The 22,956-nt window shown below is 41.4% G+C and carries 18 protein-coding genes and 1 pseudogene; 6 read left to right on the top strand and 13 right to left on the bottom strand.

What is annotated here, in order from left to right; all coding sequences use genetic code 11:
- Positions 1–5: 5 nt before the first annotated feature.
- From V7K61_RS02020 to V7K61_RS02005, 4 genes and pseudogenes are all read right to left on the bottom strand, one after another.
- Positions 6–1,157, bottom strand: a complete 1,152-nt coding sequence (locus tag V7K61_RS02020; protein WP_335050484.1) for an FIST signal transduction protein — start codon at positions 1,155–1,157, stop codon at positions 6–8.
- 42 nt (positions 1,158–1,199) lie between these two features.
- Positions 1,200–2,519, bottom strand: coding sequence for a hybrid sensor histidine kinase/response regulator (locus tag V7K61_RS02015; protein ID WP_335050482.1), 1,320 nt, complete (start codon positions 2,517–2,519; stop codon positions 1,200–1,202).
- An 822-nt stretch (positions 2,520–3,341) separates the two neighbouring features.
- Positions 3,342–3,771: pseudogene (locus V7K61_RS02010) on the bottom strand (ATP-binding protein); the annotation flags it as partial.
- 453 nt (positions 3,772–4,224) lie between these two features.
- Positions 4,225–4,899, bottom strand: coding sequence for a response regulator (locus V7K61_RS02005; protein ID WP_335050480.1), 675 nt, complete (start codon positions 4,897–4,899; stop codon positions 4,225–4,227).
- 233 nt (positions 4,900–5,132) lie between these two features.
- Between V7K61_RS02005 and lipA the strand changes: the two genes are divergently transcribed.
- Both lipA and V7K61_RS01995 read left to right on the top strand, forming a co-directional pair.
- Positions 5,133–6,047, top strand: coding sequence for a lipoyl synthase (gene lipA, locus V7K61_RS02000; protein ID WP_335050478.1), 915 nt, complete (start codon positions 5,133–5,135; stop codon positions 6,045–6,047).
- 210 nt (positions 6,048–6,257) lie between these two features.
- Positions 6,258–6,395: a photosystem I protein PsaX gene (locus tag V7K61_RS01995; protein ID WP_179065841.1), complete on the top strand. Its 138-nt coding sequence runs from the start codon at positions 6,258–6,260 to the stop codon at positions 6,393–6,395.
- Between the two features lie 21 nt (positions 6,396–6,416).
- Here V7K61_RS01995 and V7K61_RS01990 read toward each other — a convergent pair whose 3' ends face one another.
- Positions 6,417–7,283: a branched-chain amino acid ABC transporter permease gene (locus V7K61_RS01990; protein WP_335050474.1), complete on the bottom strand. Its 867-nt coding sequence runs from the start codon at positions 7,281–7,283 to the stop codon at positions 6,417–6,419.
- Positions 7,284–7,491: 208 nt separating this feature from the next.
- On the opposite strand from V7K61_RS01990, the gene hrmK reads away from it, so the two are divergent.
- Both hrmK and larE read left to right on the top strand, forming a co-directional pair.
- Positions 7,492–9,345, top strand: coding sequence for a hybrid histidine kinase/response regulator HrmK (gene hrmK / locus V7K61_RS01985; protein ID WP_335050472.1), 1,854 nt, complete (start codon positions 7,492–7,494; stop codon positions 9,343–9,345).
- Positions 9,346–9,500: 155 nt separating this feature from the next.
- Positions 9,501–10,349 carry an ATP-dependent sacrificial sulfur transferase LarE gene (gene larE, locus V7K61_RS01980; protein WP_335050713.1) on the top strand — a complete coding sequence of 283 codons (849 nt, stop codon included), beginning with the start codon at positions 9,501–9,503 and terminating at the stop codon, positions 10,347–10,349.
- A 3-nt stretch (positions 10,350–10,352) separates the two neighbouring features.
- Here larE and V7K61_RS01975 read toward each other — a convergent pair whose 3' ends face one another.
- Together V7K61_RS01975 and V7K61_RS01970 are read right to left on the bottom strand one after the other, a co-directional pair.
- Complete coding sequence (locus V7K61_RS01975) at positions 10,353–10,709, bottom strand: DUF4864 domain-containing protein (RefSeq protein WP_335050470.1); 357 nt, start codon at positions 10,707–10,709, stop codon at positions 10,353–10,355.
- Positions 10,710–10,823: 114 nt separating this feature from the next.
- Positions 10,824–11,879: an SGNH/GDSL hydrolase family protein gene (locus V7K61_RS01970; RefSeq protein ID WP_335050468.1), complete on the bottom strand. Its 1,056-nt coding sequence runs from the start codon at positions 11,877–11,879 to the stop codon at positions 10,824–10,826.
- Between the two features lie 941 nt (positions 11,880–12,820).
- On the opposite strand from V7K61_RS01970, the gene V7K61_RS01965 reads away from it, so the two are divergent.
- Positions 12,821–13,033 carry a hypothetical protein gene (locus tag V7K61_RS01965; RefSeq protein ID WP_094349429.1) on the top strand — a complete coding sequence of 71 codons (213 nt, stop codon included), beginning with the start codon at positions 12,821–12,823 and terminating at the stop codon, positions 13,031–13,033.
- Between the two features lie 97 nt (positions 13,034–13,130).
- Here the strand turns inward: V7K61_RS01965 and V7K61_RS01960 are convergent, their stop codons facing one another.
- The 6 genes from V7K61_RS01960 to psaA all read right to left on the bottom strand — a co-directional run bounded on the left by V7K61_RS01960 (position 13,131) and on the right by psaA (position 20,713).
- Complete coding sequence (locus V7K61_RS01960) at positions 13,131–14,036, bottom strand: DNA-methyltransferase (protein WP_335050466.1); 906 nt, start codon at positions 14,034–14,036, stop codon at positions 13,131–13,133.
- Between the two features lie 106 nt (positions 14,037–14,142).
- Positions 14,143–14,616 (bottom strand): DUF7689 domain-containing protein, encoded by a 474-nt coding sequence (locus V7K61_RS01955; protein WP_335050464.1) that lies wholly within the window; start codon positions 14,614–14,616, stop codon positions 14,143–14,145.
- Positions 14,610–15,143 carry a hypothetical protein gene (locus tag V7K61_RS01950; RefSeq protein ID WP_335050462.1) on the bottom strand — a complete coding sequence of 178 codons (534 nt, stop codon included), beginning with the start codon at positions 15,141–15,143 and terminating at the stop codon, positions 14,610–14,612. Before V7K61_RS01950 ends, V7K61_RS01955 begins: the two co-directional genes overlap by 7 nt.
- Positions 15,144–15,154: 11 nt before the next feature.
- Positions 15,155–15,838, bottom strand: coding sequence for a hypothetical protein (locus V7K61_RS01945; RefSeq protein ID WP_335050460.1), 684 nt, complete (start codon positions 15,836–15,838; stop codon positions 15,155–15,157).
- A 256-nt stretch (positions 15,839–16,094) separates the two neighbouring features.
- Positions 16,095–18,320 (bottom strand): photosystem I core protein PsaB, encoded by a 2,226-nt coding sequence (gene psaB / locus V7K61_RS01940; protein ID WP_335050458.1) that lies wholly within the window; start codon positions 18,318–18,320, stop codon positions 16,095–16,097.
- A 134-nt stretch (positions 18,321–18,454) separates the two neighbouring features.
- Complete coding sequence (psaA, locus tag V7K61_RS01935) at positions 18,455–20,713, bottom strand: photosystem I core protein PsaA (RefSeq protein WP_335050456.1); 2,259 nt, start codon at positions 20,711–20,713, stop codon at positions 18,455–18,457.
- 541 nt (positions 20,714–21,254) lie between these two features.
- Between psaA and V7K61_RS01930 the strand changes: the two genes are divergently transcribed.
- Entirely contained in the window at positions 21,255–22,868 is a 1,614-nt protein-coding gene (locus V7K61_RS01930; RefSeq protein ID WP_335050711.1) for a hypothetical protein, read from the top strand.
- The last annotated feature ends 88 nt before the right edge of the window (positions 22,869–22,956 follow it).

Raw genomic sequence — 22,956 nt, 5'->3', positions numbered from 1 at the left:
AATCTTTACTGATTTCCCAAAATTAAAGTTACAAAAGTTTCATTATGGAATTGCGTCTGGCTAATTCCATCTATAGGAGCAATTTCTCCATAAGAATAAAATCCACAGGCAGGTAAATAGTCAGTCAGACAAAGTTTTGTATTCTGATACTCTTCTTGTGCCCTAGTACCAAGTATTTGCCGACGAGCTACACATGAAAAAAATAAAACAGCACTTGGCTCTGTACCCGGATAATTATCTAAGGCATTCATAAATGATGCTTTGGAAGCTGCCAAAATATCTTCATAATCTGCTTCGGAAATTTGAATAATTGCTTGATTGGGAATATCTCCAAAAAAGGTTATGCTACTAGATTCTTGATTGTAAGCAATAGGTGCTCTTATATAAAAATTGTCTTCATTCTCATCAAACACTGCTAGTGGATATTCCATTGAAGGTGGAAGCAAACCTAGATAATGATGATAAAAATCTAAAGCTGGTTTACCATCTATTTCATAGACTATGTTTTTATCTACCTTAGTCACTTTGCTTCTTTGACCAATGGGATGCCAACCACTTGCAACAGCGTGGGAAAACAATATTGTGCCGGAAAAAAGTAGAATTGGTACAGAATCACTTAATACTTCTGTTTGAAAAAATTGATATGTACTTTGATATCTTGATTGATCGCCTGCCAAACCACCGAATATTGGTACATATTCACCAAGAGCTAGCTTTAAGCCATTTAATATAGAGACACCACTAGTTGTGAGGCTCTCTGGATGAGTTAAGCATAGCTTTGGATCTGCGGTACTTTTTGCTTTGGCTTGCTCCACAGCTTGTTTAGTTGCAGTAATTGGATCGTCTGAAACTTTACGTCCAACTCCTGCATGAATTTCAACTTCGTCTGAGCAAAACAACATCAAGGTGATTGAGTCTTGCTGAAACTCTAAGACTGAAGAAATTTCTCCATCTGTTGTTCCACCAATCAACTCAATACCCGGAAAAACCCGATCGATTTGCTGCAAAATAAGAGCATGATCGAAGTCAATTGCAGCAAATATAATCCCAGCTTTTGGTATATCTCCTGCAAGAGAACTGGCACATTGCTGAAGAACTTCTTCAACTGCTGCAAGAGAATCTGGATCGTTACTGTGACCTACTACTGCCTTGAACATAAATTTATTTATTATGTTGATAAACGGAACTTACTATAATTATTAAATGGGAAGTTTAATGATAAACTCTGAACCTTGCCCTATTGATGAACTTACCTCTAGAGTTCCTCCATGTTTTTCGACAACAATTTGACGAGCAATTGATAACCCTAATCCTGTACCTTGACCCACAGGCTTGGTGGTGAATAAATAGTCAAAGATTTTTTGCTGGACATCAGCCGACATGCCTACGCCATTATCTTTAATCCTAATCAAGATATAATTTTTATCTTCAGTGAGAATAGTTTGAATCAAAATTTGATTAGGATTTGCTTCAATCTCCATATAGGTAAGTCCTACATTAGAATCTTCTAAAGCATCAATAGCATTAGCTAATAAATTCATAAACACCTGATTGAGTTGTCCGATAAAACATTCTAATTCTGGCAATATATCGTAATCTCTAATTACTTGAATATCGGGTCGATCTTCGGATGCTTTTAAACGGTGTTTGAGAATCATAATTGTACTGTCTATGCCATCATGAATATTGCAATAAACTTTGCGATCGCTATCTGATCGAGAAAAGGTTCTCAAGCTGGTACTAATGTTACGAATGCGCTGAACTCCCTCTTTCATTGAGGAAATTAAATTAGGTAGATCGGCAAGTATATACTTCAAATCTATCGCTGCAATTTCCTCTTGAATTTCTGGAACTGGATTAGGATAGTGCTGCTGATAGAGGTCAATAATCTTCATCATGTCTTGGAAATATACTGAAGCGTGTCCAAGATTGCCATGAATGAAACCAACTGGATTATTTATTTCATGAGCAACTCCTGCTACTAATTGACCAAGGGCAGACATTTTTTCTGTCTGTACAAGCTGAAGTTGAGACTCTTGTAGGTCTTTTAATGCTCTCGATAATGCTGATGTCCTTTCTAAAACTCGTTTTTCTAAAGTTTTTGTGAGATTTCGTAATTGAAGATGGGTTTTAATTCTAGCTAATAATTCTTCTTCATGAAAGGGTTTTGTGATGTAATCAACTGCTCCTATATTTAGACCCTTTACCTTACTAGGAGTATCCGAATTAGCTGTCATAAAAATTACTGGTATATCACAAGTAGCTGAATTTTCTTTCAGTCTTTTACAAGTTTCAAACCCATCTATTCCAGGCATCATCACATCTAATAGAATTAAGTCAGGAAGCTGGAATTCAACCTGCTTAATTGCTCTTTCTCCATCATTTTCTGTTATAACTTTAAAGCCGATATTAGTTAATATATCAAAGACAATTTCTAAATTAGTAGTAGTATCATCTACCACTAAGATTAAACTATCTTCTGGGGTATAAAGCATTTTTACATCTGGTTGTTCATTCATATATTTAAATTAATTTTATTCATTGTTAGTTATTCCCTATTTGCCCTGCGATCGCCGCTAAGTCCCCTCTATTTTATTGGTAGACAGACTGCAAATTTATCGTCAGACAACCCTATAGTTCCCAAAAACTCTGATAACAGCAACATTTTGACGCTAAATTGCCTATAACTTTGCGTTGGGGCGATCGCTAATGGATATAAATCACCAATTTTAATTTTCACCAAAATTGAAAATCCTCTTTTATGAAGGCGATCGCTCTGAAATTAGTTATTTTCACCCTTGTTTTATTAGAAAGTTAATGCTAGCTAAGAACAATCTTCTTGATGCCATAAGTTAATCTTTTCAGTTAGTCAACAGTGTTTACCATGAGTATCCCTAAATGTATTTTTTTATAAAAGTTTTATAAAAAAATATAGTCACAGATAATTACGGTTATTTATTTAAAAAAATATTGTTCAATGTTACTTAAGTTTGAAAACATTCATCTAGATTTAGACACCACTACAGTGACGTAAATATAATTTACGCACTGTATAATATGTTGTGCTTTAGTAATTTAAGTGGCTTCAAAAAAATGTCATAGGCTCTCCGTGAGTCTATTGATTTTGTTTTCCTATAATTAATTTTCGCTACTTCTAACTAATATGTTTTTATGAAATAACTAATTTATTCTGATTTATATTGCCCATTTTCATCGCATATCAGTAAGCATGTTGAGGACAAATTTATATTTAGGTAGCTGTAAATTAAAATTTGAAAATTGTGTAGATTCTATTCCATCAACAATGAATTATTGATTAGTATTATCTTTTGAAAAAATGTTGTAATTTTCAGTCTGTGGTAAAACTAGCCCATCAAGTAATGCTTGCCACAAGTCTGATGCTGTATCTACTATAGATTTTTCATTAACGATCGCCAGAGTTTTTAAGTCAAATTGATTCCCAATACAGGCGGCTAGTTTCAAAATTTTTTGGTGGGTATATATTGGCAATATTTCTATTTGCAGGGCGATAAATTCTACTACATCATCAGTAAGAGTTAAATCTTTAATTTTGGAAATATCATACTGCCAATACCCAGCATCAAAATTTAATACAATCAACCCATCATCATGTAAAGATTTGAGAAATTGAACAGAAAAGAAGGGGTTCCCTTTAGTTTTAGCAAACACCATCTGGGTGAGAGAAAAAGCAACTAATTCAGAACAATGAAGTGTATCAGCAATTAGATGATTTAAATCACCCTGATTTACCTGAGTAGATTTGTTCAGTAATGCGATAGCCAGGAAATGAATATAATGTATCCAATACTATTAACATTGCGGATTATGCTCATAATTATTGTTTCTATGGCTTATTATTCCCGCGCCAAGACTATCCTCATCCTAAAATAGGATTTTTTGTTTAATTTGTATTATAAAATATGACTTTTAATATATTTTTTTACTAAATATCTGAATCTTGAATTGTAGCGTTTCCTCATCAAGTTAAGTACATATTAAAACCTCAACTATAACCCCTCTCAGAACTTACGAAGAGGGAAGATAAAGCACAGCTTGACCTTAGCCCGGTGAAGCTGTACCTCACTAAATAATGATGATTTGTCAACATAAGTGTTTTTGAACTAACTATTTTTATCCGCTTTTAATCGGACACCAGGATATATGGTGTATTTTTGGCTGCGATAATAATAACGAGCACAAATACTACTTGATTTTTTGTTTAATAAAAGTCACAACCTGAGTTAGCTGTTTCTTCAAACCATCAATTTCTGCTTGCATTTTGACAATTTTCTCATTCAATGCATTAATTTCTGCCTCGGAGACTCCTCCAGTACTGGGGGTTGTGGGGGTTGCGACGCTAGAGGTTGTGACGCTAGGGGTTGCGACGCTAGGGGTTGCGACGCTAGGGGCTACTACCGTACCATTGGCGACAGCAGAGGTTGATAACGTGCTGTTTTTTACGGAAACTCCTGCTCCTACTGCGACTAGTTCTGGGCGTGGCTGTTTCGCCTTAGCCATAGCTAACTTAATAGCGCCAATTAGTTGTTTCTGATCAAAAGGCTTGCCCAAAAATTCAAAATATTCAAATGGTTCTGTGATTTTCTCAGTCACCTCTTCCTTGCGACCAGACATGATCACTAAAGGAATTTTCCTTAACTCCGGATCGGCTTGAACTTTCTGGAAAACCTCCCAGCCACTCATTTTAGGCAACAGGAAATCCAGCATAATCAGGCTGAGTTTTTCCTGAAGGATGAAATTTAGTCCTTCCAAACCGTCTTTTGCTTCCAGTACCTCAAAGTTGCCCGGAGGCAACATTTCTCGTACTTTTACCCTGACAACTGTAGTGTCATCGATAACTAAAATCTTGTTGCTTGCCACGACTGTTTGCTCTAACAGAAACTATAAGTGTAAATGCGGCTTTGCCGATTGTCCTTGAGAATCCTCCCACTATATACATAATTTCTAGCAATTGGGGGATAGTATATTTCGGTATAAATCACATTGTTAGAGGTGTTTTGCAAAACTTTTGCTTGCGCTCTTTTAAATTTGTGTCATTGTGATATTTAATCAACAAACCACTACATCTATATCCGCATCTTGCTTGGATGTCTATGATTTCGTCACAACAAGCCGAACTAAAGTCTGAAATTAAGGCAATGCCTAGCTGGTTACGTCGCCCGATTGGTAAAGCCAGTGAAATCTCTACCGTACAACGCATTATTAAGCAGCGCCAAATTCATACGATTTGCGAAGAAGGACGCTGCCCTAACCGGGGGGAGTGCTATGCCCAAAAAACTGCAACTTTTTTGCTAATGGGGCCTACCTGCACACGCTCTTGTGCTTTCTGTCAAGTAGATAAAGGTCATGCACCAATGCCTCTTGATTTAGAGGAACCCGAAAAGGTTGCTCAGGCGGTACAGCTTTTGGGATTGCGTTATGTGGTGCTGACTTCTGTAGCCCGTGATGACTTGCCCGATCAAGGTGCAGGGCACTTTGTAGAGACGATCGCGACTATCCGCCAATTGAATCCAGAGGCTCAAATTGAAGTGCTGACCCCCGATTTTTGGGGTGGTGCTGGTGTTGGGGAATCAGGTCAACGCCAGCGGATAGAGATGATTGTCAAAGCCAAACCAGCTTGTTTCAATCACAATATCGAGACAGTGCGGCGGTTAACTGGCCCAGTGCGCCGGGGAGCCAAGTACGATCGCTCGCTCTTGGTGCTGGCTATGGTTAAAGAAATCGATTCGACAATTCCCACCAAATCAGGTTTGATGCTGGGACACGGAGAAACAGTTGATGAAGTTATCGAAGCAATGGCTGATTTAAGGGCTGTGGGATGCGATCGCTTGACTATTGGGCAGTATATGCGTCCTTCTTTAGAACATTTGCCAGTCCAAAAATATTGGACTCCAGAGGAATTCGATCGGCTTGGCAGATTAGCATGGGAAATGGGATTCAACCACGTTCGTTCTGGGCCTCTGGTTCGCAGTTCCTATCATGCTGGAGAGGAGGAAGCGGGGGGATGAGGAAGCAGGGGGAGCAGGGGAGGCAGGGGAGGCAGGGGGAGCAGGGGAAGAAATAACCAATGCTCCTACCCAATACCCAGTCCCCAATCCCCAATCCCCAATCCCCAATCCCCAATTCCCAACTTCACACAAATATTCTTAAAGAATTTGAGTATTTGGTACCCCAGTTTGGTATTTCTTAAAAAGTCATGACATAAGGAGAATCGCATTATGACTGCTAAAACTAAGATTTCCCCAGTTGCCGACAGCGGCGCTAAACCTCCCTACGCCTATCGCACAGGCTGGGCACTGTTCTTGTTAGCGATCAATTTCCTGGTAGCAGCCTACTATTTCCACATTATTGAATAATTAGAAGTGGAATGGTGCTGCTCAAATCGTTCCTTTAAATAAACCTTTGGGACGAATGAGCAGCACCAAAATCATGATCAACAGTGCGACACCTTGTTTATACTGGGAACCCAGCCAAGGAGTGCTGATTTCCTGGACGATGCCAATGATAAAAGCTGCTGCGATCGCACCGTAGGGATTGCCAATTCCACCAAGTATTACTGAGGCAAATAATGGTAAGATTAAGAACCATCCCATATTCGGGCGCACGGCTGTAATTAATCCATACATACTGCCGCCCAATGATGTAAGAGTGCCAGCAATTACCCAAGTCCATAAAATTACTCGGTCAACATTGATACCTGAAACCCTGGCTAAGTCCAGATCGTCCGCAACTGCTCGCATCGCCTTACCAATTTTGGTATTTTGCAGCAGATAATGCAGCGCCAAAATTGCTAGTACTGCCAATCCTAATACCAATAATTGATTTTGCGGTATCTTTAAACCCAAAATATCTAAAGCCTGAGTAACAGGTAAATTATAATTTTGGTTCCTGCCACCCCAGATAAAAATAATCCCATTGCGAAGAAATAAGGCAAGTCCGATAGAAATAATAATCAGCGTAGTGGAAGTAGCACGGATAGAGCGCATCTTTGACCACAGTAACTTTTCCGATAACAGCATTGCTGCTACTGTTCCCGCCGCCGCTAGGATCATCGACAGCCAAATATTGACTCCAATGGTGTTTATCAACCAAGTCAGATATGCTCCTAAAGTGAGAAAGTCACCATGAGCAAAGTTCGATAGCCGTAAAATGCCATAAGTAAGAGTCAGTCCGACTGCGGCTAGAGCAATAATGCTCCCCACCGCAATCCCATTAACGATTAGTTGGGCGAATTGTATATCCATAAATCTTAAGTTGGGTTTAAAAAATTTTAGGTTAGTGGTTCATACAATAATTTTTTTTTGGACTAGCTGCTAAACTCGACATCATAAGTTATGGTTTATAACAACATAAGTTGTAATTTGTAAATAAAAAAGAATTGTCCGCTAATATACATAAAATCCTGTTGGGATTTTTATGCGAAGCTAAACTTGTTCAGCGGTCTAGTTGACCATGCAGCAGTATTCAAGCTTACCAGACCAGAACTCACTGATAGATGCAACGCCAAAACTTTTGAGAACAATTGAGCAACTTCGCGCACAGCTGTGGCTGGAGAGCAGCTTAAACCAGTTGCAAAGTCGCCTTAATGATTGCTTGCTTTCTGCTTGTAACACTGTCCCACAGCCAGAAACCGCACAAGCGGAAATTTTCCAAATCGTGGTTAACGAGATTAACAGTGCTGTTCATAGCAGTAATCTGGCACTTACAGAATGTGCCGTAGGCATCGCTATGTGTCAACCACAAGAAGCTGTTGCCACAGTTTGCTATGTTTCCCGTTCTCCGTCCCCAAATTCAGCGCCTTTATTTCTAGAAGTGCTGACAGCAGAAAACAAGCTGCTGTTGAGATTGCAAGAGGTGATAAAACTTGAAGATTTGCAACAGCTTGAGAATCAACAACTACCGAGCGCTTGGCGGTTAGCTGATGATTCTGGCAGTGTTATGGGCTGGCTAATTATCGCTACAGCGCCCCTAAGCTCTCATCGTGAGTCGCTTGTAGAATCACAAGTTCAACTCAGATCGCAATTGATGGCAAGGTCTGCCAAATACTGTACTACAGCCTTAATACAACTTAGACACATCCTGTCTTGGCCGCAACGGTGTCAACAGTTAAGTAACTCTAATCAAGAATTGGAGCGCACTAATCAACTGAAAAATCAGTTTCTGGCAAACACTAGCCACGAAATTCGCACACCGCTTAGTTCCATTATTGGGTTTACCCATCTGCTTTTAGCTCCAGGGTACGAACCAAGTAAAGAACGTCAGCAGGAGTATTTAAATATCATTCAGTCTAGCGGTAAACATTTACTAGCTCTGATTAATGATATTTTGGATCTCTCTAAAATTGAAGCAAATCAGCTAGAAGTACAGTGGGAAACAGTAGATGTGCCACTGTTGTGTAACAATGTTTTGGCACTGGTGAAAGAGAAAGCCGCTAATAAGGGCTTGAAACTGTGCCTAGAACTTGAACCCGATATTACAACCCTAGTAGCTGACCCCTTACGACTCAAGCAAATGTTGTTGAATTTACTCTTCAACGCCCTAAAGTTTACCACTAAAGGAAGTGTTGGCTTACAAGTTGCTTCCAAAGGTGTATTTATGCATTTTACAGTTTGGGATACTGGCACTGGCATTTCCCAGGAAGATCAAGTTCAACTGTTTCAGCCATATTTCCAAATTGCTAAGGCTGTAGCAGATGGTATTGAAGGTACTGGTTTGGGTTTAGCAGTGACTCAGAAACTCGCCCAAATTCATGGTGGTTCGGTGAAAGTTGAATCTGAAATGGATCGTGGCTCCCGTTTTACTCTTGTACTTCCCCTTAAGCAAGAACTAGGAGTAGGAGAAGATGAGGGTCGAGAGGAAGATGAGGAAGCAGGGGAAGCAGAATTTTCCTCATTTCCTCTGCCTTTGACGCCTAGTTATTCTGTAGAAGTTTTGCTGGTAGAAAATGATTTACCCAATGCCAATTTGATGCAAATTTATCTACGTAATTTGGGATATCAAGTGACTTGGGTTAAGAATGCTGCCGAGATGTGGGAAGCTCTAACACAGTTAGATCCAGCGGTGATTTTGATGGATGTTTGTTTGGCAGATGGAAATGGTCTTAACTTGGTGCAACAACTGCGAGAACATCAGCAATATTGGAAGATTCCGGTAATTGTTCAAACAGCAATGGCGATGAAAGGCGATCGCGAAACCTGTCTAGCGGCTGGAGTAAATGACTATATTTCTAAACCAATTGATTTACCACTTTTAGCCAGTCTGGTGGCTAAGTACAGTAAAGCACCAACTTTGGTTGATGGGGAGTGAGGAGAAGGGGAGCAGGGGAGCAGGGGAGCAGGGGAGCAGGGGAGCAGAGGGGAAGTTACAGTAAGTTCCTCTGCCTTTTGTGCCCAATGCTCTATAACTAATGACTACAATATAAATGATTGGGTGCTATAGGGTTTTGGCAGGATTGGGAAATGATGCTGACAGAAAAATTTGAGCAATTAAAAGCCTTATTTAAAGAAATGGAGCAGGCATTGATTGCCTACTCTGGGGGCGTTGATAGCACTTTGGTTGCCAAAATTGCTTATGATGTGTTGGGCGATCGCGCTTTAGCTGTCACGGCTGTTTCTCCTTCGCTATTACCAGAAGAATTGGAAGACGCGAAAATTCAAGCTGCAACCATTGGGATTCCTCATAAAATCGTCCAGACTCACGAGATGGAAAATCCCAATTACACCTCTAACCCTGTTAATCGCTGTTATTTTTGCAAAAGTGAGTTGCACGACACTCTCAAACCTTTAGCTTTAGAACTGGGTTATCCTTACGTGGTGGATGGGGTGAATGCTGATGATTTGCATGATTATCGCCCAGGAATTCAAGCGGCTAAGGAAAGAGGGGCGCGATCGCCTTTAGCAGAAGTGGGTGTCACCAAAATAGAAGTTCGCCAACTTTCGCAACAACTCGGTTTGCCTTGGTGGGATAAACCTGCTCAACCTTGCCTCAGTTCCCGGTTTCCTTACGGTGAAGAGATTACTGTCGCTAAGTTGCAACGAGTCGGCAGAGGAGAAATTTATCTGCGAAAGCTAGGTTGGCAGAATTTACGCGTGCGATCGGAAGGAGATACAGCACGTATTGAATTACCACCAGAACAAATCAAAGAGTTTGTGTTAACTAACGATTTACAAACATTAGTTTCGGCATTTCAAGATTTTGGATTTATCTACGTAACCTTAGATTTAGAAGGTTATCGTAGCGGTAAGTTAAATCAGGTTTTAAATAAGGAAGCCTTGGGCGTTAAAGTATCGGATTTTAGTTCTATAAAATAGAGTTTATTTACCTTCTAGAGCAACTAGAAAGCAACCATTAATTCTCCAGAGATTATTGGGCTGTTTTTCCATAAAATATAAAGCCCTCAAGGGAACTCCATCAGGAGCAAGTAGCAACACTGGTTGAGTTATGTTTCCCTGGATGGTTGTTATTTTTTCAAAAAAGACAGAACGAGGACGGTATACTGCTGGATAGCTTGTCTTTACCATCTGTATAAAATTTTCTGGGGTTACGAATTGCGCCTGAATCGCTGGACTAGCAAAGGCGAAAGCGCCTTGGGCATCATCTTTTTTAAAGGCTGCCAATTGGTATTCAATTACCGAACGTATATTGATAGCATCAGTATCAGTAACTTCCATAAATTAAAAAATTGCGTAGGCGTAGCCCGCACTTCGGCATACTTCGACTGCGCTCAGTACAATAAGCTCAGTGACCATCGTAGACATCCCTCCAAGTGTTGGCAAAGCGATCGCTCAATTCTGACGCTGAGTGAGTGTGTATTCTATCTGCTGTAGTGCCGTTCGCCACACATCATATCCCTCTTGAGACAGGTGCAACCCATCTGTGGTTAATTCTGGGCGCAAATTACCTTCCATATCCGTAAACCAGCTATAAATATTGAGATAATTAGCGCCTTCTTGTTTGGCAATCACGGTTAGTTGGATGTTGAGATGACGAATACGGCTATTAGAAATTTTTGGTAGACGAGTAGGCAAAATTGATTGGACAATGATTTGAGCTTTGGGGTGAGTCTGGCGTAAACGTCGGACAATCCGGCGATAATTATGCAAAATTGTTTCATCACTAGCGCCTTTTCGTAGGTCGTTAATCCCAGCCATGATGTAAATAACATCTGGCCGCGTTGCTGAAAATGCCCCCAATCTTTTTAAAACGCCACTAGAAGTATCTCCAGATATGCCTTGATTCAGCCACAATTTACCAGCAGGCAGTTTTTCTCTCGGAAACCACATGCTCAAAGAATCACCAACTAAAATACTTAGATGATTGGCGCCTTGACCTTGAGCGATCGCTCTTGCTTCTAAAGTTAATAAACTTTTCCAGTCATCATAAGTTAGCTGACGTTTCTTGATCGACTCCCACAATGATTGCAAATTATCACTATCTACGCGTGTATAAATCTGACCTGTTTTCAGAGCTGCCAATCTTTGGTAGTAAAGTTGATTTCCAGATGTCAATAAGAGGCTAGTTGCTTGGGTGCTGGGGTTGAGTGATGACTCTATTGATACTGGTAATCCCTGACTGCTGAATTCTGGTACGCTAGAGACGTTTTTCTCACTTACTATTGGCTGCGAACTTTTTAGGGGTTGGAACGCTTGGCCGCTGAGTTCGGGTAAGGAGAGATCAACGCTGGGGATAATTTTTGTACTGACTATTGTCTGCGAACCTTGTTTTAAATCCCACAGGAATCTAGAACTTTCTGGCAGGACAATTGACAGATGTGGAAGAGCCGATGCTGGTATTGCTAATCCTGTTAACAAGCCTGCTGCCAACAGATAAGGGTCCCTCATCGCTTTCTCTCTCCTCTACTCACTGCTTTTCCTTATGACGGCATTAATTGGCTGTATTCAGGAAAATTTTACTTCGGTTAAGTTATTATTCTTATTTACGCTGTATAGTTCTGTAAAGCGTGTTCATGAGATTATATTTGACAATTTACGATCTCTTTAAAGTACGGTTTTCCCGGTGGTATACAAGTCTCGTTTGTGCGAATACTTCTACTTAGGGCACTGTTTTCTTCAGCCGACTACTTTTCATAACTCAGTTGTCACAAATATTGCAAGTATTTGCAAACTAGGTGATTAGTGAGTGATTTTGAGGATCTCAGGACAAAGGTTTTTGCTTTTGATGTTGCTAATATGTAAAATAAGCATCAGATTTTAGGTTTCTAGATTTTAGTCAATTGTCGCGATCGCATAAAATTTAGCTCTACAAGCCGTTTCTCTACAATACGCAAATACGTCTACATTTTTCGTTTTGTCATGTGAAATTAAGCAGTGCAAATGCACCAGTTATTAAATATGTGATTAGTTCAGATTAAAGCTTCGAGAAGTAGCACAAGTGAAAGTTTGGTCACTAAAAGGAATTTCTGACTATTGTAGGGTAATTTGTAGCACAGTTACAATTTATGCGCATCGTCAAAAAATGACAAAAGTTGACTTTCCTGCTATATCGAACATTAGCTCATATTTTTAATATGACGATTGAGAACTTAGTGGAAATTTTAGAAAAAAATAACCTAAATTTTAACTGTTGAGATTATTGATATCATACGATAACGTGTCCTCAATGAGCAAGTATCAGGTTTGCCATACTGAGAATTTGATAATTCACTAGACGTAATTTAAATTTTATGTTTACTCATTGAAGTATGAGTTGAAACACATTTAAATTAAGTTTTACTTCTAGAGAATAACCTCATTGAAGTGCTAAGATTTAGGCTGAATCATTAGTGTTTTCCTTTTATTCCGTGGCTAGAGCTAGTACAGCGATTGGTGTCAGTCCCATTATTAAGGAGATTGTGCAAAAACAGGCACATTCTACACGTTTGACCTTGAAAGAAGTTATTCTCATGGGGATGTTAGCTATTGATAAACTAGATGATCGAGGTCGTCAAGAGCTAGCCGATCAAGTTCATCAAATGCAGGTGAATGGGGAAATTTAATTGAGTAGCTATGAGTTAAGAGTTATAAGCGATGCCCTGAGCCTGCCGAAGGGTTATCAATTTTAACTTCTCACTCCTGACTCTTTACTTAATTTGGTTATTGGCTAAATCGATAACGACTTCCCATTACATAATTTTCATTAATTTCAAAAGATATCCATCGGCGTTGCAGAGTTTCAGCAACAAACCCAGTTGTATTAGAACCTGCAAAAGGGTCTAATACTATATCACCTTCATCAGTTAAGAATTTGATGAAGAACTCGGCGAACCCTTGCGGAAACCGTGCTGGATGGGGTCTAATTTCTGCTGTTTTGCAGCGTCGTAAATAAGCACTATTCGATTCAGTATTAGCAATTTCTAGCAAATTCGGCGGAATTGCACCCTGGTTATCCTTTTGAAATTTATCAGAAATATCATGTCCACTAGGACGTATTTTTGCTTTATAGCCATTTTTGAGTAACTGTTTCATACTTTGGCTATAAGGTTTTAATACTTTTCTGTTATCTGCTTTAGGATGCGGTGTTTTAGATAACCACCAAACTGTGTTTACAGAATCTTTGACGCGAATTCGCCTGATTGTCACCCACTCAGCAGGGGTTGGCAGTCGAGCCGGATTGTAGTGGTAAAATTCTTGAGCAAGAAAGAAACCTACTTCTTTGCATAATTTGACTAAAAGTTCGTATTGGTAGATACTCCGCACGGGATTACCAGGTAAGTAAGCACCACCTAAATCTAGTACGAATGAGCCATTATCTGCGAGAACTCTTTTAAATTCATAAGCAAAAGGTAGGAACCACTCAATATATTTGTCAGCAGTTTCGTTACCGTATTCTTTTTTTCGTGTCAGAGCAAATGGAGGTGATGTGATAATTAAATTAATACTATTATCATCAATGAATTTAATAAGTTTAAGGCTATCACCTAAATATGCTGCTCCGTTCTGCTGGGTATAAGAGGGATTAAAAATTATTTCTTTTGGTGGCGTTATTGGTTCTTCTTGCAAGAGTTATAAAATTATCTCGTTTTTTATAGTTATAACTTGTTTTGATATTGTTCAAGTATTTAATTTTAAAGCTTAACTTAGTAATTAGATTAGTGCTAAATATTTTCTACACTGGAATTGATTTTTTCATAATACAGGCAACCTCACCATAACCAGGATTTCCAGTTAGTCCTTGTAAATTATTATGCTCTATATCTTCAAGCGATCCAAGCTTACTTGTCCATTTACCAGTAGGTAGTTGTCTAGCAACGTGAGTTGGTACTTTATTGGAATTAGCATATATCGCTATTCTCTGAAATCCCTTTTCTAAAACATCACCTTGACAAACTTCATAACCAAGTGTTTCAAATGCCTGTTGAAAAGCCTCTATAGTTTCTTCTCTCTTAATACTCAATGGCCAATAAAATTGATGTTGAATATCTGGCCACCACCATGTTTCATCATCTTCTGCTGCCCAAGCAATACAGTTGTAATCAATTGTATCTGGACTGCTAAGTTTGTATCCATAGACAGTGAGGTTAGGATAATCACGCTCAATGTTTTCTGTAACCAACTTAACCCAAGCGTTATTACCTACCACCTATAGCCTCTTTGCCTACCCCACTCTAGCCAAGCTTTAGTCATCTCCTTTACCTTTCCCCTATATTCTGGAGGTACAGGATCTTCTCTGCTGATGGATTTTAATGCCCAGAACCAGTGTCCAGATTTCTTTTCCAGTTCCCTAAGTAAAAGTGGGATTACAGGTTTTCCCATACCAATGATTTGCTGGTATGCAGGATGCATCGACATTTGATTAGTAGATGACACACCACGATTTTCTTCACGCCATTGGTTAACAAGGGACGTAAAGGTAGCTTCTAAGTCTACATCTCTAGAAGTAGCACGATATCGATAGCAATCTTTTTGTCCATATTTACGACCTTTAGGACTTTTGAAGAAGAGTAAATTTTCAAGATTATTTTCATCACGTATTCTTCGTTTATCTTCTGAATAATTCCAGTCTTCACTTTTTAATTTTAGTTTGCTTCCTTTATAATCAGGCTGAGAGTGTTTTAAACTCTTCTGAGTATTAGTAAGCCAAAAATTAGCCTTTTCTGCGACTGCCATTTTTCTAACCTTTACTCTACGTCCCGGTAATTTAAGAATGTAATATTTGCTTGATTTAGCATCAACTCGATAGCTTTTGCTTTTCTATCTGCTCTATCTAATTGTTCACGTAATTGCTCTAAATCTATTGAATCTAAGGCTACAAAAAACTCGTGTTTGCTATCTAAATCTACATACTCAATTTTAAGCATATGAACTATTGCTATACCGGCTGGGCCTTTTTCTAAGTCTGATTCAAAGATGGGACGCATATCAGTAAGAACACGAGAACGTGTAAATACACGTTCATGATCGCGTATCACTTCGATTGCTTTAGAGGTAACACTAAGTACCCCGTCAAACTCTAAAAAAGTAGTCAATCGCTGCTCAAGGTCTTGTTTTTGTATGTCAGAAATATCTGGAAGTTCTTCATCATCTTGAACAGCCTGACTGATGCTCTTTACTAAGTCATCTATCGATGTACCAGTGTAATCTCGGAAGTTGTATAAGGAAATTAAGGCTTCGATGACATCTACTACTTCTTCTAAAGTCAAAACCTGAACCTGCGAAGCCACTGCTGATGCTAAATCCTCAATAAGTAGTGATGGCGAGGCTTGTCTCAAAGCATCAATTAATTTTTCTACAGTTTTGCTGTCGATGCTCAAGAGTTGCTTGAACCCAGGCTTATATCTGTCTGGGATTTGCTGTTCTTCCATATTGCCCCTATCGCACTACAACAACCTAATACAGAAAATCACTAGAAAATTGTGCAAGACTGGTAAATGGTCTGCTTAAAACTCACACCCACTTTTAATAGAACTTTATTCTAGTAAATCAATAATAATTTTACCAAATACATTACTTCCTACTCCAGAGATTATATATCAGTCAACAAGAGCCAATTTTATGTAAAAATCCCCCACCTTGCGGCAGGGGATTTTTATTACTTATCTACAAAACTAGCAGCCGAAATTAACCGAACTTCCCAGCAGTAGAAGCAATCAAGAATGCTGCGTAAGTTACGACGTAGCCAACAGTGAAGTGAGCTAGACCAACTACACGAGCTTGAACAATGGACAGAGCCACGGGCTTGTCTTTCCAGCGAACTAGGTTAGCTAGAGGAGTGCGTTCGTGTGCCCAAACAAGGGTTTCAATCAACTCTTGCCAGTAACCTCTCCAGGAGATTAAGAACATGAAGCCGGTAGCCCAAACTAGGTGTCCAAACAGGAACATCCAAGCCCAGACAGACAGGTTATTCACGCCGTAAGGGTTGTAACCGTTAATCAACTGAGCAGAGTTAGCCCAGAGGTAATCGCGGAACCAGCCCATGAGATATGTAGAGTTCTCATTGAACTGAGCTACGTTGCCTTGCCAAATACCTAGATGCTTCCAATGCCAGTAGAAGGTCAACCAACCAATGGTGTTGAGCATCCAGAATGTAGCGAGGTAGAAGGAATCCCATGCTGAGATGTCGCAAGTACCGCCACGACCGGGGCCGTCGCAAGGGAAGGCATAGCCAAAGTCCTTTTTATCGGGCATTAGCTTAGAACCACGGGCATCCAAAGCACCTTTGACCAAGATCAAGGTGGTGGTGTGCAGACCTAAAGCGATCGCATGGTGAACCAAGAAGTCGCCAGGGCCAATTGTCAAGAACAGGGAGTTAGTACCAGCATTGATGGCATCTAACCAGCCTGGAAGCCAAACGTTAGCGTAGTTAGGCCATGCTGTGTAAGCAATACTATCGGGGTTAGATAGCAATGTATCTAAACCGTACAATACCTTACCGTTAGCAGCTTGGACGAATTGAGCAAACACTGGCTCAATCAAGATTTGCTTTTCAGGAGTGCCGAAAGCAACTACTACGTCGTTGTGTACGTACAGACCAAGGGTGTGGAAGCCCAAGAAAAGGGATACCCAGCTGAGGTGGGAAATAATCGCTTCTTTGTGCTGTAGTACACGTTCAAGAACGTTACCCTTGTTTTGCTCTGGATCGTAATCACGAACCCAGAAGATTGCTCCGTGAGCAAAAGCACCAAGCATCAGGAATCCAGCAATATACTGGTGATGCGTATACAACGCTGCCTGGGTTGTGTAGTCCTTCGCAATAAATGCGTAGGAAGGCATGGAGTACATGTGCTGCGCTACCAGGGAGGTTACAACACCTAGCGCTGCTAAGTGCCATCCCAATTGGAAGTGCAGAGAGTTGTTGTAGGTGTCGTAAATACCTTGGTGAGGTAGGTTAAACGGCCCTTCAACTGGAATACCAAAGAAACTCTTGGCATTCAATGCTTCCTTGAGACTGTGACCAATCCCAAAGTTTGTCCGGTACATGTGACCGGCAACGATGAATAAAACTGCGATCGCTAGGTGGTGGTGAGCTATGTCAGTCAGCCACAAAGCTTCTGTCTGGGGATGGAAACCACCCAAGAAACTCAGAATTGCAGTTCCTGCACCTTGTGATGTCCCGAAGATATGTCCAGGAGTGTCAGGGTTTTGAGAGTAAACACCCCAGTTGCCTGTAAAGAATGGTGTCAAACCGGCTGGGTGGGGTGGGGTATTCAGGAAGTTATCCCAACCTACGTGCTGACCGCGAGCTTCGGGGACAGCAACGTGAATTAAGTGACCAGCCCAAGCCAATGAACTAACACCAAACAAACCTGCTAAGTGGTGGTTTAGGCGATGTTCCGCGCTCTTAAACCATGCCAAGCTAGGACGGTACTTGGGTTGCAAGTGCAGCCAGCCAGCAAACAGTAATACAGCAGCGAATAATAGCAAGAACACTGAACCGTTGTACAGTTCGCCGTTATTCCGCATACCGATGGTATACCACCAATGGTAGAGACCAGAGTAGGTAATGTTTACCGGATTGCTAGCGCCAGCTTGGGTAAAAGCTTCGATCGCTGGTTTACCAAAGTGGGGGTCCCAAATCGCATGGGCGATGGGACGGATGTGAAGGGGATCTTTAATCCACTGTTCAAAGTTACCTTGCCAGGCTACGTGGAACAGGAGGCTGGATGCCCACAGGAAGATGATTGCCAAGTGACCGAAGTGAGTTGCGAAAATCTTTTGGTAAAGATTTTCTTCCGTCATGCCATCATGGGTTTCAAAATCGTTGCCTGTAGCGATCGCATACCATATCCGACGAGTCGTCGGGTCCTGTGCGAGATCCTGGCTAAATTTCGGAAATTTTGTCGCCATAGGTTTAATAAATCCTCTGACCTTTAGCCATCAAATACCAGCGTCTAGAGTCCTGAGTTTTGAGTTCTGAGTACCAAGTTTTGAGTATTTTCTCAGCACTCAGCACTCAGCACTCAGCACTCCACAACTGATTGCTACCCTACTGAAAGGATGTGTGCATGGAAGAATGCCCAGGTTGTGGCAATTCCTCCCAAGAGGTAGTGAGCTACCCCTACAGCCCGACCCTGAATAATGCTCAGAGCGCGAGGCTGAATTGCTGGTGCTACCTTCAGTTTGTTATGCGCCCAAACAATGGACTCAATCAGTTCTTGCCAGTAGCCGCGACCACTGAACAGGAACATCAAGCTGAATGCCCAGACAAAGTGAGCGCCTAAGAAGAGTAGACCATAGGCAGATAGCGCGCTGCCATAGGAATTGATGACTTGTGTAGCTTGTGCCCACAAGAAGTCTCGCAACCAACCGTTGATGGTAATAGCACTTTGGGCAAAGTTACCACCAGTGATATGAGTTACAGTCCCATCTGCATCTACGGTTCCCCAAACATCTGATTGCATCTTCCAACTGAAGTGGAAAATTACAATAGACAGGGAGTTGTACATCCAGAAAAGTCCGAGGAATACGTGATCCCAACCAGAGACTTGACAGGTACCGCCACGACCGGGGCCGTCGCAAGGGAAGCGGAAGCCCAAGTTTGCTTTGTCTGGAATCAGACGAGAGCTACGGGCGTACAGCACACCTTTGAGCAGAATTAGGACGGTGACGTGAATGGTGAAAGCGTGAATGTGGTGAATTAGGAAGTCCGCTGTACCCAAAACAATGGGTGCAGCTGCCACTTTACCGCCAACAGCCAAGACACCGCCGCCAAAGACATAGCTAACTGGTTCTAGGGCATTAGGTGCAGTTGTACCAGGAGCCAAGGCGTGGATATTTTGTATCCACTGGGCAAATACTGGCTGCAACTGAATCCCTGTATCAGAGAACAAGTCTTGAGGACGACCCAATGCACGCATTGTGTCGTTGTGGATGTAAAGTCCAAAGCTATGGAAGCCGAGGAAAATAGACACCCAGTTCAGGTGAGAAATAATCGCGTCACGGTGACGAATCACCCGATCCAGCAAGTTGTTTTGATTCACAACTGGATCGTAATCCCGCACCATGAAGATCGCAGCGTGAGCCGCTCCACCAACAATCAAGAAACCACCGATCCAAATATGGTGAGTGAATATGCACAACTGCGTAGCGTAATCAGTTGCCAAATATGGATATGGGGGCATCGCGTACATGTGATGCGCGATGATAATTGTCAGCGAACCCAAGAAGGCCAGGTTAGTAGCCAATTGAGCGTGCCAAGATGTGGTCAGGTTTTCGTAGAGACCTTTGTGACCTTCACCGGTGAAAGGACCTTTGTGGTTTTCTAGGATCTCTTTAATGCTGTGACCAATACCCCAGTTGGTACGGTACTGATGACCAGCAACGATAAAGAGAACTGCGATCGCTAAATGGTGATGAGAAATATCAGTCAACCACAAGCCACCTGTTACTGGGTTCAGACCGCCCTTGAAGGTGAGGAAGTCAGCATACTGACCCCAATTCAAGGTGAAGAAAGGTGCTAAACCAGCAGCAAAGCTGGGATACAACTCGGTCAACAAGTCTTTGTTCAAGATGAACTCGTGGGGCAAGGGGATGTCTTTGAGAGCAACGCCTGCATCCAAAAGCTTGTTGGTCGGTGCCGACACGTGGATTAAGTGACCTGCCCATCCCAAGGAACCACAACCTAGCAGTACTTGCAAGTGGTGATTCAGCATCGACTCCACATTCTGGAACCATTCCAGTTTGGGAGCGCGTTTGTGGTAGTGGAACCAGCCGGCAAATAGGAACAAGCCTGCTAATACCAATCCACCGATCGCAGTTACGTAAAGCTGGAAGGAGTTTGTGATTCCCCAGCCACGCCATACTTGGAACAAACCGGAGGTGATTTGAATACCGTGGAAACCACCGCCAACATCACCGTTTAGAATGTCTTGTCCGACAATGGGCCAAACGACTTGAGCGCTAGGCTTAACGTTTAACGGGTCACTTAGCCAAGCTTCGTAGTTAGAAAACTTCGCGCCGTGGAAAATCATCCCACTCAACCAGATTGTCACTACAGCCAGGTGGCCGAAGTGGGCTGAGAATATCTTGCGGGAGATGTCTTCTAAATCGCTTGTATGTGTATCAAAATCATGGGCGAGTGCGTGCAGGTTCCAAATCCATGTGGTGGTTTTGGGACCTCTGGCCAAGGATCTGTCAAAGTGTCCAGGTTGCGCCCATCTCTCGAATGAGGTTGGAACTGGATCGTTATCGACGATTACTCTTGCCTTTTTTTCCTCTCGCTCCGGAGGACTTATTGTCATTCGACCTCCTCTCTTGATAAGGAATGAGGAATCATGAATACCACAAAATTAACCATTACCGCAAACTCCAGAATTTTGCTGAAGCCGCGATGAAGACCTATGTGGATTGTTGTTTCTCGTTGAATTATAGAGTCTTCACTTGTACATTGTTAGAGATATTTTAACAATAATTCAAACTTGGTCAAATATTGCTGAAATTCATGCCTTAACTGGCTTTTAACTTCAAACTTTTTGTCCAAAAGTCAATAGTTTATCTATTTAATTTACAAAGAATAACAATTCGTAAAATTTATGATTTGGCTGTATGTAGCCCATGTTCCAACTTTTACTGCTATTACTCATGAACATTTATGTCATATTTCAATTTTTGCAAGTAAAACGCTGTAGGGATTATGATTTATTTTAAAATTTTATGAAAATACCAAGGAAAACTTATGTGATGTGAGGCAGATTTCACCTTTTGTTTGGGCTATAGTTCCAGATGGACAGTTTGAGCCAAAATAATCTGTCAATTGTCGAAGACTATCACTGGATGCAACGCATGAACTCGTGGCAGAAAAGGGTGTTAGAGAAGCTCCTCCCTCAGAGGTTCCCGATTCTCAGGTGGGTAATGATATTAGTGCTGGTATTAAGCTTGACCAGCTGCGGCGAGAAAGCCGACAGCCAGGAAGTATCTACTGGCTATAAAGAAAACTCCCCAAAGATTTCTCAAATTTCAAAGCAATTTTCGGAAGTTTCCCCTCCATCTGTTATTCAAGAACTGCGTCCAATTTTGGAAGTTTATCAGCCACAAGTGACAATTGTTACTCCAAAATTTGATGAAGTTCTTCAAGACAACAAAGTAACAGCCAGTTTTCAGGTTAAGGATCTACCAATATTTAAAGACCCACAATTACAACTGGGGCCACATTTACACGTAATTCTGGATAATCAACCTTATATACCTGTTTACGACCTGAATCAGTCCTTAGTTTTGCCAGACTTGTCTCCAGGTAGTCATACCCTGCGCGTCTTTGCCTCTCGTCCTTGGCATGAAAGCTTTAAGAATGAAGGTGCTTATGCCCAAACAACATTTCACGTCTTCACCAAAACCGACGACAACACCCCAGATCCTAAATTACCCCTGCTAACTTACAGCCGTCCTCAAAGCAGCTACGGGGCAGAACCAATCTTACTGGACTTTTACCTAACTAACGCGCCCCTACATCTCGTTGAGAAGGAAAACGCTAACGAAGGATTTAGTGATTGGCGTATTCGCGTCACAATTAATGGTGAAAGCTTTATTTTCGATCGCTGGCAAGCAGTTTACCTTAAAGGCTTCCGTCCAGGGAAAAACTGGGTAAAGCTAGAATTTCTCGATAATCAAGGAAATGCTGTCAAAAATGCTTTTAATACTACAGTTAGATTGATTGACTACCAGCCAAAGGGCAAAGACACTCTGTCGAGAATTGTTAGAGGAGAACTCACAGCAGCTGAGGTGCGCCCTATTGTAGACCCGAATTATAAACTTGCACCTAAACCCACACCTTCTGTTGAAAAAACACCTCAAACACAACCGAAGGTAGAAAAACAGCCTATTCCTGAAACTGAAGTTCCAGAACAATTCAAAACACAGCCAGAACAGCCAAAATTAGAAGTTCCAACGGCTGTACCATCTCCCACTTTGTCTCCGACACCACCAGAAATAATTACGCCAGCACCAGAACCACAGCCAGAGATAACGCCAACTCCTGAATCTACGCCTTTACCTGAAAAAGTAACGCCTCAGCCAACAAAACCTAGATTTGGTGGATTTTTTAACCGTGGGACTGGTAAAGTTCCCAGCCCAGAAGCAACTGTTGCACCATCTCCTAGTTTGCCACCTACGCTGCCAGAGATTATTGAGTCTCCTGCACCAGAAATAATTACGCCAACACCAGAACCACAGCCAGAGGTAACACCAACTCCTGAATCTACGCCGTTACCCGAAAAAGTAACACCTCAGCCAAAAAAATCTAGATTTGGCGGATTTTTTAATCGTCTAACGAGTAAGACACCTAGTCCACAAGTAACAATTGCACCATCTCCTAATTCGTCACCCACACTGCCAGAGATTATTGAGTCTCCTGTACCAAAAATAATTACGCCAACAGCAGAACCAGAGCCAGAGGTATAGCGGTTCTCAGTTAGAGTGAGGTACACCCCACCCCCAACCCCCTCCCCGCAAGCGAGGAGGGGACTATTATGATGTAACTCATGTGATT

The organism is Nostoc sp. (assembly GCF_036918015.1).
GTDB lineage: Bacteria > Cyanobacteriota > Cyanobacteriia > Cyanobacteriales > Nostocaceae > Nostoc.
The sequence above is the reverse complement of the archived record's forward strand: the minus strand, read 5'-3'. Positions and strand labels throughout refer to the sequence as shown.